The sequence below is a fragment of the Cutibacterium modestum genome (assembly GCF_008326345.1).
Classification (GTDB): domain Bacteria; phylum Actinomycetota; class Actinomycetes; order Propionibacteriales; family Propionibacteriaceae; genus Cutibacterium; species Cutibacterium modestum.
This window is the reverse complement of record NZ_BJEN01000001.1, coordinates 428,880-441,414: the sequence shown is the minus strand read 5'-3', so window position 1 is coordinate 441,414 and position 12,535 is coordinate 428,880. Positions and strand designations below refer to the sequence as shown.

The following is a 12,535-nucleotide window of genomic DNA, read 5'->3' as shown; positions in this document are numbered from 1 at the left end:
GTGCTCCTGTAAGGAGCCAGGCAGGTGGGGAAATCGACCTTGTTGCGACAGGCGTTGCGTCGGGAGCCCACCACTTTTATCACCCTCGATGACCCTCTTGCCAGAGAGTTTTCCGAGTCCGATCCGCGTGGATTCCTGGAGCAGGCGCCAGGCAGAACCCTTGCAATCGATGAGGTGCAGCATGTCCCGGCGCTGGCTCTGGCTTTGAAGGCTGCCATTGACGCTGATCGCAGACCCGGACGGTTCGCGGTCACTGGTTCGGCTGATCTACTCCGGGTGCCGGGGGTGTCGGACTCGCTGGCTGGCCGAGTGGACATCGTAACCGTCCATCCGTTGAGCCAAGGTGAGATCCGTGGCCGAAGTATCCCGGAGGATTGGGTCACCTGGATTCTGCAGGAATGTGCTGGGGGAATCGAGCCCGCAAGCACCGATTCAGCGGTGGACGTTGTGATCGCAGGCGGATACCCTGAACCTCTAAAAAGACCGAGCCGTCGGGCGTCCGACGTCTGGTTTCGCAGTTATGTCGCCAGCTTGGTCCAACACGATGCCCGGCAGTTGGGTGGTAGTGGCGATTTCGCCCTGCACGTCGAGCAGTTGTTGAGGCTCCTTGCCTCCCATTGCTGTGGGTGACCCTGGGTTGGCGTGTCATTTCACCGGTTTGAATGCTGACAAGGCAATGAAGGTAGGTGGGCGGGAACTCTTCGGTGCTATTTTGGGAGGTTTCGTAGCGGCCGAACTGGCTAAGCAGCAGACGTGGTCTCAGGCATCCTTCCGGCTGTTCCATTATCGACGGCGTGAGGAGGAGGTCGACCTCGTGGTCGAACTCAACGATGGTCGGGTCATCCTTGTTGAGGTCAAGGATGCCCTGAGCCTTGCTAGCAGCGCGTGGCGGTCGCTTGACTCCCTGATGGCGAAATTGGGTGATCGAGTAATCGCGTCTGTGGTGCTGTATCTGGGTGACGACCACCAGGTCATGTGCCGACCACATGGAACCTTGGTGGTTGCTCCGGTTCGCTCGTTGTGGGACCACGGGGAGCGCTGAGTGGCGGCAGTACTGGATCAAACCCACCGCCGAGCGATCGTGAGAGTTCGATCGACGTATCCGCTGCCGAAGAGCCAGCAGTGAACCATGAGCATGTGCAACTGGTGCAACCCAATTCTGTCGCGCCAGCCGTCGGCCAGTGGAGATTCTTCGTTGTAGGCTTCCCGGATCCGCTCGGTAAAGGGAGCGCCGAATACTGATAGGGCTGCGAGGTCCTCTTCGGCGTGGCCTCCTTGAGCGGCAGGGTCGATGAGGACGACACCGTCGGCGGTCCACATGAGGTTGCCAGTCCACATGTCCCCGTGGGTTCTGGCCGCAGCATCGGTCACCAAGGCTGGTTGGTCATGGTCGAGATCCCCGCTGGCCAATCGGTCGACTAGCCTTGATGTGATTGCTCGGGCGTTGGCGTCGAGGCTGTCCATGTAGGGCTCAATGCGGTATCGACCGTAAAATTCTCCCCAGGACGAGGAGGGCTCTGACGGTAGCGGCAGGGGAGCGCGGCCGATATAGCCACCGTCCGGGGCAAACCCGTCAGGTGCGGCTCCCAAATGCGAGGCTCCGGCGGCATGGGTGTGGGCTAGTCGGCGTCCGAATTCTTCGGCAGCCTGAGGGGTCGGTCTCACCGAGGCTAGATCTGGCTCGGTGAGCCATCCCTGACCGTGGTCGAGGACCTCAACGATCTGAGCTCCCTTGGGTTGGGCGGCTCTGAGCCATGTTAGCCCGGCGACCTCGTAATCGATCGCGTTGCTGTGGTGGTCGGTCTTGCGAAAGGTCATGGGTCCCACGCTAGACGCGTAGAATTCACGAGAATCCACATCGTCCATCAGAATGGAGCCCTGTGTCCATCGGTGATCACCTCATGACAGTCCACTTGGTATCGATGGGCTGTGCCCGCAACGACGTCGATTCTGAGGAACTTGCTGCCCGAATGGAGGCAGGGGGATTTCAGCTCGTCGACGACCCCGCCGAAGCTGAGACCATAGTCGTCAACACCTGTGGATTTATTGAGCAAGCCAAGAAGGACTCTGTCGATACATTGCTGGCTGCCGCTGATCTCAAAGGGAATGGCACCACGACCTCAGTCGTTGCGGTCGGGTGCATGGCCGAGCGTTACGGACGCGAGCTGGCCGAGTCTCTGCCTGAGGCCAATGCAGTGCTGGGGTTCGACGATTACGACGACATCGCAGGCCGGTTGCGAACCATCTTGGACGGTGGATCGATTGAGGCTCGCGTGCCCCGTGATCGACGTGCCCTGTTGCCAATCAGCCCAGTCGATCGACCGACTGTACGCGCCGGGGTTTCCGTTCCCGGCCACGGCACGGCTCCGGACCTTCAGGCCTCCGTGGCTCCGGCGGCTGGTCCTCGAGCCACCCGGCGACGTCTCGAGACAGGGCCTAGTGCACCGCTCAAGATGGCCTCGGGTTGTGACCGTCGTTGTGCGTTCTGCGCTATCCCACGTTTTCGCGGCTCCTACCTTTCTCGCCCGACCACAGAGATCGTCGAGGAAGCTCGCTGGCTCGTTGATCATGGCGTCAAGGAGGTTTTCCTCGTCAGTGAAAACTCCAGCTCCTACGGTAAGGATCTGGGGGATCTCAGGCTGCTGGAGAAGTTGCTTGTCAACCTTGATCAAGTTGACGGTCTGGAGTGGATCCGTGTGTCGTATTTGCAGCCAGCCGAGCTGCGCCCCGGTCTGATCGATACGATGTTGGCAACAAACAAGGTTGTGCCCTACTTCGATCTGTCCTTCCAGCACGCATCAGGACCGTTATTGCGTCGGATGCGTCGATTCGGTGACGCCGAGTCATTCCTCAACATCATAGATTCCATCCGCTCTCGCTGTCCGGATGCCGGGTTTAGGTCGAACTTCATTATCGGTTTCCCAGGTGAGACCGATGCGGACATCGCGGTTCTAACCGATTTCTTACAGCGAGCCCGCCTCGATGCTGCTGGCATCTTCGCCTACTCCGACGAGGAGGGTACGGAGGGGGCTAAACTCGACAGGCACGTAGATGAAGACCTCATCGGCGCTCGCCGCGAAGTCCTCGCTGATCTCACCGACGAACTCGTTTCCCAGCGTGCTGAGGACCGCATTGGCACCCGGGGGCGGGTGATGGTCGAGGAGATCGACGAGGGTGTCGTCGGTAGAGCCGAGCATCAAGGACCGGAGGTCGATGGCGTCGTCACTCTAGTTGACGCACCCGCGGTTGGAGTGGGGGACATCGTCGACGTCGAGTTCGTCGGATCTGACGGTGTTGATCTCGTCGCGCGACCTGCGAATGTCTAAGCCTCGCGACTAACCGTTGGCCTCAGCGGTGACACAGGATGATTAATCCACCTCCATTTCAAAGCGGTGAGTCGCATGAGGAGTCGTTACGCGAGATACTGAGCCTATGGCCACGAAGAAGGACCGCCCCAGCAACATCAACGTTCCCAATGCGCTGACCCTGCTGAGAGTCATTGCGGTCCCCGTCTTCGGATGGATGTTGTTAGCTCATGCCCGTGAAGGCGGCTGGCGAACGGCGACGACGATCGTCTTCATGGTGGCGATCCTTACGGACTTCGTCGATGGCAAGATCGCGCGCAAGTACAACCTCGTCACCGACTTCGGTAAGATCGGTGACTCGATTGCTGACAAGGCACTGACCGGTATGGCCTTCATCGGCTTATCGATCATTAGTGAGCTTCCGTGGTGGATAACGATCATCATCTTGTTGCGCGAATGGGGCATCACCGTCATGCGAATGAAGATGCTCAAATATGAGGTGATGGCGGCTAATAGGGGTGGCAAACTCAAGACGGCCACGCAGTCGTTAGCGATCACGCTGTTCTGCCTTGGCCTATGGCGTACTCCGACCTTTGTTGTCGCCATAGCCTGGGCGGTGATGATCATTGCTTTCACCCTCACGGTGGTGACCGGTTTGGTCTACATTCGTGACGCCATCCAGATTCGAAACCGCGCAACAACTGCTGGGGCCACTGCAGCCAAGTTCCGGAAGCGCACGCTGAAATGACTGCGGATGAAAAAGCCCATCGTCTTGTAACGCTGCTGTCAGAGCATGGATTGACTGCCGCTACCTGCGAATCCCTGACGGCCGGTCTCGTCGCTGCGACGATCACCACCGTTCCGGGGGCATCAGCGGTTTTTCGAGGCGGGCTTGTGACCTACGCCAGTGACCTCAAGAACACGCTGGCAGGGGTTGACGCTCGGTGGATAGCACAGGACGGCGTGATCAACTCCATCACAGCCGCCCAGATGACTTTGGGATGCCGCAAGGTTTGCGGCGCAGATGTCGGGATGGCATGTACCGGAGTTGCTGGGCCTGATCCCCAGGACGGCGAACAGGCTGGGACTGTGTTTATCGCGGTGGTCTATCGCGGGGCCCCGGTCGTTAGACATCTCCAACTTGAAGGCTCGCGCGAGGAGATTCGTCGCGGCACAGTGGAGCGTCTCCTTGATCTGGGATGTGAGGCTGTTCTCGGCTCGGGAGACTGAGAACGCGGTGCTCAAGAGGAAGTGAAAAATTTCGCCGTGTGGGGAATGTTTCATCGGGGCAGTACGTTGTTATGGATGAATCACTTAGGAGGAGACGCCCATGAAATCAGCTCTGTTGCGTGAAGTGCTCGGCGAGTCTCTGCGGGAGCAGAGGTTCGGACAGGGTCGTACCCTGCGTGAAGTGTCTTCTGCCGCACGCGTGTCCCTTGGCTACCTGTCAGAGGTGGAGCGGGGCCAAAAAGAGGCTTCTAGCGAGCTTATTTTAGCCATCTGCACAGCTCTGGATCTTCCCCAGTCCGAGCTTATGCGCATTGTCAGCGACAAGATGTTCAAGAACGAGGGCACGACTGAGCACCGCATTACCGTTGCAGCCTGAACATACGGGACTTGTGAGGCTGTCGGCCTCGTTGAGGCCGGCGACGTTTACGGCGCATAGTTAATGCGCGCTGGATGGCCCAGAGGTAGTCAGTCGATGGGCGCGTGGACAATTCGAATTGCGATACCGAGTGTGCGTAGCCGGGCTAGTTCTTCGGGGTCGGCAGAGTCGTCGGTGATGAGGAGGTCGACATCCTTGGCTTCAGCCAACTTGGCGAGGGTTACTCGACCGATCTTCGACCCGTCAACAGTCGCAATAATTCGCGCTGCCCGTTTGATCATAGTGTGGTTAGTGGCTGCCTCGATGCCATCGTGGGTCGTTAGACCACCCTCGGCGCTCATACCGTCGCAGCCGACGATGGCTGTTCCGACATTGACCTGTTTGAAGGTGGATTCGGCCAAAGAACCGACGAGCTCGAGGGAGGATGGGCGCAGAACCCCACCAGTAATCAGGACCCTTTGCTGACCCTGACTAGCAGCCTCAAGAGCAATGCTCACAGAGTTCGTAATGAGAGTTAGGTCGTGGCGATGATGCAGGGCCCGGATGATCTCGGTTGTCGTGGTTCCGCCAGTCAGACCAATGGCGTGACGCCCGATCGGCAGCTCGGAAACTACGGCGTGGGCGATAGCCTCCTTGGCGCGGCGACGGCGCCCATCCCGAAGATTGACGGGTAACTCAGCGCCAGTTCCGGCGCGGCGCGCAGTTCCGTGTGAGCGAATGAGCAAACCCTGCTCCGCCAAAGAGGTGACATCGCGCCGGATTGTGGCCGCGCTGGCCCCCAATGTTGATGCCATATCGCGGAGGAGGACCTCGTCGCGGTCGCGCAACATGGCGAGAATAGCCACCATGCGATCGTTGCGGCGGGAAGACGTCGAATGGGTATCCGATGGCATTGTCCCCTCCCTGTTCGCTTGGCGGATTTCGTGTGACGTCGTGGACGCCCCTGTATCTGTGCTGATGCTACCGTGTTGTTAGCAGTGATGGGGCCAGGGTACGACATCATGCGCTGGCACTATAGATGGACACAGCGAGTTGTGCGGTGCTCATTGGTTTGGCTGGCTTTCTCGCCGTGGGGCTTGTTCGGTTCCCGAGCGGGCTTGATCGTGTGGAAGCGCATAGGCTTGAGATATGACAGAGACCCAATTGTGGACGCGGCTCGCCGAGGTCCTTGGCGACGACTACTGCCGCGTCTGGGCTGCGCAGCAGGCGGTTCCAGGTCTCGACTCCCGGACCGTGCAGGAAGCGTTGGCTGATAGGGTCGATGCTAAGACGATCTGGCGAGCGTGTTGGAAAGCTTTAGAGCTGTCCGAGTCCTTGCGGTGATCTGGATGTGACGCGGGCAACGATGGCGACATGGGAAGCCGAACAGCTGCAAAACAAGACCGGAACACGATGTGTTCGGTAGGTGTCGGTGGCATTTGGGAGAGTTGTCCACAGCTGAGCGGACGGGCATGTTGGCAGGTTATCCACAGATACAAAATTGCCTGACGAATTGTCCGACTCCGCTCCTACAGTTTGAGTGGAGAGGGGAGCACCGGTTCCCTCATCTCTACTTATGACGAACGCCGCGGTGGTGCCGCGTGTTAAATGGGGCGGGAAACCGCCTTCAAGGAAGGAACGACATGGCAGTGACCGCTGACCGCGAGAAGGCTCTCGCTACGGCCTTGCAGCAGATTGAGAAGCAGCATGGTAAGGGCTCTATTATGCGCCTTGGAGAGCAAGAGACCGTTAAGATCGCCGCCATCCCTACGGGTTCGGTAGCCCTTGATGTGGCTTTGGGGGTGGGAGGCCTTCCTCGTGGCAGGATCGTTGAGATCTATGGCCCTGAGTCCTCTGGTAAGACGACGGTGGCATTGCACGCTATCGCTAATGCTCAAGCCGAAGGCGGCATCTGTGCCTTTATCGACGCTGAGCACGCTCTTGACCCGGAATACGCACGAAAGCTAGGGGTCGATACAGATTCCCTGCTGGTGAGTCAGCCCGATAATGGTGAACAGGCTCTGGAGATTGCCGACACCCTCGTTCGTTCGGGTGCCCTAGAACTGATTGTTGTCGACTCTGTGGCAGCCCTTACACCGAAGGCCGAGATCGAGGGAGAAATGGGTGACTCCCATGTCGGTTTGCAGGCCCGCCTCATGAGCCAGGCTCTGCGCAAGATGACCGGTGCGTTGAACGCTGCCGGCACCACAGCCATATTTATTAACCAGCTGCGTGAGAAGATCGGCGTCATGTTTGGCTCCCCGGAGACGACGACAGGTGGGCGCGCCCTCAAGTTCTACTCTTCAGTGCGTCTAGATGTTCGTCGTATCGAGACCCTCAAGGACGGGTCCGAGATGGTTGGTAATCGCACTCGTGTTAAGGTCGTCAAGAACAAGGTCGCCCCACCCTTTAAGCAGGCAGAGTTTGACATCCTCTACGGACAAGGCATTTCTCGCGAGGGCAGCCTTATCGACATGGGCGTTGACTGCGGCCTCATCACCAAGTCCGGTTCGTGGTTCAGCTACAACAATGAGCAGTTGGGGCAAGGTAAGGAGAACGTCCGAAACTTCCTCAAGGGCAACCCGGACATCGCTAACGAGATTGAGGATAAGATCCTGACCCATCTCGGCCTGCGGGAGGCCGAGGTTCCTGAGGGTGTCGATCCTCAGACTGGTGAGGTGGAATTCTGAGTCGCCGACGTCGGGGTCCACTCCCAGAACTGACTGACGACCAATGGTATGAGGAGGCTCGAGAGATCTGCCTCAAGCGACTGGATCGGCGGGCCAACACCCGTAGCGAACTTGCGGAAGTCCTCGACTCTAAGGGAGTGCCCGAATCCGTGCGTGAGGCGGTCCTCGATCGCCTCACCGAGGTGGGGCTTATTGACGACGCCGACTTTGCGAAGCGCTGGACTGCATCCCGACATGGGATGAAGGGGCTATCTCGCAAAGCTGTGGCAGCCGATCTGTCTCGTAAGGGGGTCGACTCTCACCTCATCGAGGATGCGACGTCTCAGATCACCGACGCTGACGAACTCGATGCCGCCACGGAGCTGGCGATAACCAAGCTGCGTGCAGGTCGCGGAGTTGACCAAGCCCGGCTGACTCGACGAGTCCTTGGGGCATTGGCCCGTAAGGGATACGACCCTCAGATCGCATGGACTGCCGTTCGCGCGGCACGTGACAAGCTCGGTGAGGAGCCCCCCGAAGCCCCGACGACTGGCCTGTTCGACTAGGGTGATACCGTTTCCTTTTTAGCTCATGCTTGATGGTCCTTGTACCCGACACGGTAAGGGCGACGATGCAGATTCAGGTCAGGACGTGAGAAGGGGACAGGGGTCATGCTCATCGCGCTCGTTGCAGTGTCGGCGCTCGCCGTGGTTGTCATTATCGGCTGGTTAGTAGACCGTCGAGCCATTGGCAGGAGGGCGGAACGAGCGGAGTCAGAACGCGATGTCAAGACCTCGGAGCTCTCCCGAAGTGAAGAGCGGTTGTCCCAGGCGAGCCAGGATCTCGCAGATAGTCGCAAGGATGTCGCTACGGTTCGAGCAGAGCTTGAGTCGAGCCTCGCCCGGGTTTCTGATGAAGCTCGCCGCGCTGACCATGCCGATCAGGCCCGGCGTAGTACCGAGGCCCTATTAGAGATTAATCGTCGGTCCGTCGAGGAACTGACTGCACGCGAACACCAGCTGCGAGAAGCTCGCCGCCATCTCGAAGAGGGGCTCGACAAAATCGAGCAGGACCGGTTGGAGCTAGCCGAACGCAGTTCACAACTTGACGAGCGTGATGCCGAGCTTGATCGACGGCATGATCAGATCGTTACCGATTTGGAGCGGGTCGCCGGCATGTCCCTCGATGAGGCCCGCGATGAGCTCGCTGAGCATCTGGGTAAGGAGGCTCGCGTTTTCGCCGAAAACAGTGCTCGTGCCATTGTCTCTGAGGCGACAGTGTCGGCGGAGACCAAAGCTCGTCACATTGTCGCAGACGTTATCCAGCGTTGTTCCTCTGAGATGGTTGCTGACACGGTCGTCAGCGTCGTGCCGCTGCCCAGCGACGAGATGAAGGGCCGAGTCATTGGTCGAGAGGGGCGCAATATCCGCACCTTTGAGCAAGTCACTGGGGTGACCGTTATCATTGATGACACCCCGGGGATCGTGCTATTGAGTTGTTTCGACCCGATGCGACGAGAGGTGGCTCGTCAGGCTCTTACCGATTTGGTCGAGGATGGGCGAATTCACCCCATCCGTATTGAGAAGGCCTATCAACGGGCGGTCAACCACATCGAAGACATGTGCCTTGATGCTGCTGCTGACGCCTTATCGAAGGCAGGAATTGATGACATTGATGACCGCCTGCTGCCGATCCTTGGCTCATTGAGATTCCGGACCTCCTATGGTCAACAAGTGCTAGATCACTGCGTCGAGTGTGCTCGTCTGGCAGCCAATCTGGCTGCCGAGATTGGGGCTGAAGTCGAGGTGTGTCGTCGAGCAGCGTTTTTGCATGACCTGGGCAAGTCCCTCACTCCAGGTATTGAGGAAAGCAGTCATGCCGCTATTGGCGCCGAGCTAGCGCGTCGCTATGGCGAATCGGAGGAGGTCATTCACGCCATCGCTGCCCACCACGACGAGATTGATCCGGTGAGTGTCACCGATCTGATCGTCAGGGCTGCCGACGCTATCTCTGCTGCGCGCCCTGGGGCTCGTCGTGACTCCCTCGAAGCCCATGTTCAGCGGATGGACACCATCGAAGGGATAGCCACCAGCTTCCCCGGAGTCGAACGCGCCTTCGCGCTGCAAGCAGGGCGCGAGGTGCAGATTCTTGTCGATCCGGGTGCCGTCGACGATGTCCATGCCTCCCGCCTTGCCCGTCAGATCGCCCTTGCTATAGGGGAGCAAGTCACTGTTCCCGGAAGGACCCGGGTTACTGTGATCCGGTCGTTCCAGGCAGTAGAGACTGTCGGGGAGGCGTGAGCCTCCCGTCCTCGTCCGTTCGAGTGTGAGTCAGGCAATGCCCCAGCGCAGTGTGACGTCGTCACCAGGCCCCAGCCGAATGACGTCGCCGTGGGTCGGGCCCTCATTAAATGCGTCCGGGCCACAGGTCATCGGCTCGACGGCCAGACTACGACGGTCGTCTGGGGTATAAATTTGTGTCCAGCCCATTGCGGCATCGCCCCACAACTCGTGGCTCGTCTCACCGTTGGTGACCTTGATGCGCCATGCGGCCGATCCGACGGTTCCATCCCCTTGCACGGTGTAAGCGGTATCGAAGGTGCGCTGTCCAACCGTGAGGCCGTTCAGAATGTGGGCGCTGTCCATCTTGCGCATCTGCACTGGGAGCAGTCGATCATCGACTTGCAGCCACGAGGTAAACGGGGCGTCGACTGTCCAGTCGTCGATGGTGCCCCCCAGGGAGAAGTAGGGGTGGGCTGCATATCCAAAAGGCACTGCCGTCGCTCCAACATTGCGCACAATGACCTCGACAGTTAAGCCGGTGTCGCTCAGGCGGTGAGTGAGGTCTACGTCGATGGTTCCAGGCCAACCAGGACGAGCCATGACTCGGATTGTTTGAGTTACCGACGTGTCGGTGTGCTCCACCAAAGACCAGCGAGACCATGCCACTAGACCGTGGATGGCGTTATGGCGATCAACCTCGCTCACGGCAAGCTGCTGCTCGTCTCCCTCGAAGGTATAGTGACCATCACGGATACGGTTGGGCCAGGGGAGAAGCTGCTGACCTTGGGACGAGGCCGGCAACTGATCAGCATCGAAGGATTTGACGACGTCTGCTCCCTCATATTGAAGGCTGCGAAGGGTGGCACCTTGCTCTGTGACGATGGCCTGCCAAGAGTCATGGGAGATCTGATACTGGGTGCCGGTGGGGATAGCGATGTCCTTGACCATGGCGAAAGACTAGCGCCATGCACTTTTGTGGGGCGAGTTTTTTGAAGCCTCGATACCTACGCATTCCCGGTAGTGACGCTATAATTTATGATGTAACGGTGCCCACAGGGGCCCGACAGCACCGTCGGTTTCTTCGTCGCAACGAAGAGAAAGTAGGTGTGCCTTGTCTAGTAACAATGCTGTCAAGGATCGCCATCGCCTGCGAGTTCCCTCAGCTTTTACGATCCTCTTCGTGCTGACGGTGCTTGCAGTCGTGTGTACGTGGTTCGTTCCGGCGGGGAGTTACTCAAAGATGAGTTACGCCGCTGGATCTAACCAGTTGGTCATTGTGGATCCCAATGGGGCCACGACGAAACATGTCGCAACCCAGGCGACTCTCGACAAGTACGGTGTGACAATGAAGATCTCGGAATTTACATCGGGATCAATAACGGGATCAGTGTCGGTGCCAGGTACCTATGAGCGGGTTGCGTCTCACCCCGCGGGCATCGGAGAGATCACTAACGGGATGGTGGCCGGTACCATTGAAGCCGTTGACATTATCGTCTTCATCCTCGTGTTGGGCGGACTCATCGGGGTGGTGAAAGCGAGTGGTGCATTCGAGGCTGGCCTTGGCCGTCTCACTGCGAGATCGAAGGGCAAGGAATTTTTGCTTGTTTTCTTCGTATCTCTATTCATGGTCGTAGGAGGTACGACCTGTGGACTCGAAGAAGAGGCCGTTGCGTTCTATCCGATCTTAGCGCCGGTATTTATAGCGATAGGATATGACGCTCTCGTTGTTGTGGGCTCAATTTTTCTTGCCGGATCGATTGGTACCTGCTTCTCGACGATCAATCCATTCTCCTCAGCCATTGGTGCCAACGCCGCTGGTATCCGGCTTACTGAAGGGATGACGTGGCGCGTCGTCGGACTTGTTGGAGGCGCTATCGCCGTGGTGATCTATTTGGCGTGGTATTCGAAGAAGGTCAAGGCTAATCCGGAATTCTCCTATGCGTGGGAAGATCGAGAAGCCTTCGCAACTCAGTGGTCGCTGGGTAATGACGGTGCTGAGATCAGATTTGATTGGCGTCGCAAGATCATCCTGTTTCTCTTTGTCGCAGCGTTCCCGATTATGGTCTGGGGAGTCATGGCACGAGGCTGGTGGTTCCCAGCTATGGCTTCCTCTTTCCTTGCTATTACCGTCATCATCATGTTTATTGCTGCCACAGGGCCAAACAAGCTCAGTGAGAAAGAACTGGTCGGTGCCTTTAGTGCAGGTTCATCGAGTCTTGTTTCGGTTTCTCTTATTATCGGTTTAGCGCGTGGAATTAACCACATTCTCAGTGAAGGATTAATTTCTGACACCTTGTTGTATGAGTCGGCAAAAGTTGTCTCCCATGTCAGCGGTCCGGTCTTTGTACTGTCCTTGCTGATCGTATTCTTCTTACTCGGCTTTATCGTGCCGTCATCGTCAGGGTTGGCGGTCTTGGCGCTGCCAATTATGGCGCCGCTAGGAGACACCGCAGGGGTATCGCGAGCTACCGTGCTGTGCGCGTACCAGTGGGGTCAGTATGCGATGCTTTTCTTGGCTCCTACCGGCCTGGTGATGGCAACCTTGCAGATGCTGGACCTCAAGTACTCACACTGGTTGAAGTTCGTGTGGCCGCTGGTGGTGTTTGTCCTCGTCTATGGCGGCATTCTGCTCGTGCTTCAGACGGTAGTTTGATAGGCAGTCATCGAGTCACGTCGCAATGAGTACATGACGTA

At 58.3% G+C, this 12,535-nt stretch carries 14 protein-coding genes; 11 read left to right on the top strand and 3 right to left on the bottom strand.

The window, feature by feature from the left end; translation table 11 throughout:
* The first annotated feature begins 24 nt into the window (after window positions 1–24).
* Both F1563_RS02185 and F1563_RS02180 read left to right on the top strand, forming a co-directional pair.
* Window positions 25–630, top strand: a complete 606-nt coding sequence (locus F1563_RS02185) for an ATP-binding protein (protein ID WP_002546796.1) — start codon at window positions 25–27, stop codon at window positions 628–630.
* A complete protein-coding gene (locus tag F1563_RS02180) occupies window positions 608–1,042 on the top strand; it encodes a DUF4143 domain-containing protein (protein WP_230845038.1) in 435 nt (144 codons plus the stop codon). Before F1563_RS02185 ends, F1563_RS02180 begins: the two co-directional genes overlap by 23 nt.
* A gap of 17 nt (window positions 1,043–1,059) precedes the next feature.
* On the opposite strand, the gene F1563_RS02175 is transcribed toward F1563_RS02180, so the two are convergent.
* Window positions 1,060–1,866 carry a fructosamine kinase family protein gene (locus F1563_RS02175; protein ID WP_002527373.1) on the bottom strand — a complete coding sequence of 269 codons (807 nt, stop codon included), beginning with the start codon at window positions 1,864–1,866 and terminating at the stop codon, window positions 1,060–1,062.
* Between the two features lie 35 nt (window positions 1,867–1,901).
* Here F1563_RS02175 and rimO point away from each other — a divergent pair, with 35 nt between their 5' ends.
* The 4 genes from rimO (at window position 1,902) to F1563_RS02155 (ending at window position 4,911) form a co-directional block, all read left to right on the top strand.
* A complete protein-coding gene (gene rimO / locus F1563_RS02170) occupies window positions 1,902–3,326 on the top strand; it encodes a 30S ribosomal protein S12 methylthiotransferase RimO (protein ID WP_002527372.1) in 1,425 nt (474 codons plus the stop codon).
* 106 nt (window positions 3,327–3,432) lie between these two features.
* Window positions 3,433–4,053 (top strand): CDP-diacylglycerol--glycerol-3-phosphate 3-phosphatidyltransferase, encoded by a 621-nt coding sequence (pgsA, locus tag F1563_RS02165; RefSeq protein ID WP_002527371.1) that lies wholly within the window; start codon window positions 3,433–3,435, stop codon window positions 4,051–4,053.
* Window positions 4,050–4,535, top strand: a complete 486-nt coding sequence (locus tag F1563_RS02160) for a CinA family protein (RefSeq protein WP_002527370.1) — start codon at window positions 4,050–4,052, stop codon at window positions 4,533–4,535. Before pgsA ends, F1563_RS02160 begins: the two co-directional genes overlap by 4 nt.
* Before the next feature lie 100 nt (window positions 4,536–4,635).
* Window positions 4,636–4,911, top strand: coding sequence for a helix-turn-helix domain-containing protein (locus F1563_RS02155; RefSeq protein ID WP_002527369.1), 276 nt, complete (start codon window positions 4,636–4,638; stop codon window positions 4,909–4,911).
* A gap of 89 nt (window positions 4,912–5,000) precedes the next feature.
* Here F1563_RS02155 and F1563_RS02150 read toward each other — a convergent pair whose 3' ends face one another.
* A complete protein-coding gene (locus F1563_RS02150) occupies window positions 5,001–5,759 on the bottom strand; it encodes a DeoR/GlpR family DNA-binding transcription regulator (protein ID WP_002527368.1) in 759 nt (252 codons plus the stop codon).
* 280 nt (window positions 5,760–6,039) lie between these two features.
* Between F1563_RS02150 and F1563_RS02145 the strand changes: the two genes are divergently transcribed.
* The 4 genes from F1563_RS02145 to rny all read left to right on the top strand — a co-directional run bounded on the left by F1563_RS02145 (window position 6,040) and on the right by rny (window position 9,859).
* Window positions 6,040–6,234: a DUF3046 domain-containing protein gene (locus F1563_RS02145; protein ID WP_002533758.1), complete on the top strand. Its 195-nt coding sequence runs from the start codon at window positions 6,040–6,042 to the stop codon at window positions 6,232–6,234.
* 299 nt (window positions 6,235–6,533) lie between these two features.
* The gene (gene recA, locus F1563_RS02135; RefSeq protein WP_002527366.1) at window positions 6,534–7,580 is read left to right on the top strand and encodes a recombinase RecA; all 1,047 of its coding nucleotides are present in this window, start codon (window positions 6,534–6,536) and stop codon (window positions 7,578–7,580) included.
* A gap of 29 nt (window positions 7,581–7,609) precedes the next feature.
* Window positions 7,610–8,125, top strand: coding sequence for a recombination regulator RecX (gene recX / locus F1563_RS02130; RefSeq protein WP_036958287.1), 516 nt, complete (start codon window positions 7,610–7,612; stop codon window positions 8,123–8,125).
* A 105-nt stretch (window positions 8,126–8,230) separates the two neighbouring features.
* On the top strand, window positions 8,231–9,859 hold the full coding sequence (gene rny / locus F1563_RS02125; RefSeq protein ID WP_002527364.1) for a ribonuclease Y: 1,629 nt from the start codon (window positions 8,231–8,233) through the stop codon (window positions 9,857–9,859).
* 30 nt (window positions 9,860–9,889) lie between these two features.
* On the opposite strand, the gene F1563_RS02120 is transcribed toward rny, so the two are convergent.
* Window positions 9,890–10,789 carry an aldose 1-epimerase family protein gene (locus F1563_RS02120; RefSeq protein WP_002527363.1) on the bottom strand — a complete coding sequence of 300 codons (900 nt, stop codon included), beginning with the start codon at window positions 10,787–10,789 and terminating at the stop codon, window positions 9,890–9,892.
* A gap of 163 nt (window positions 10,790–10,952) precedes the next feature.
* Between F1563_RS02120 and F1563_RS02115 the strand changes: the two genes are divergently transcribed.
* Entirely contained in the window at window positions 10,953–12,494 is a 1,542-nt protein-coding gene (locus F1563_RS02115; RefSeq protein ID WP_007433790.1) for a YfcC family protein, read from the top strand.
* Window positions 12,495–12,535 lie beyond the last annotated feature (41 nt).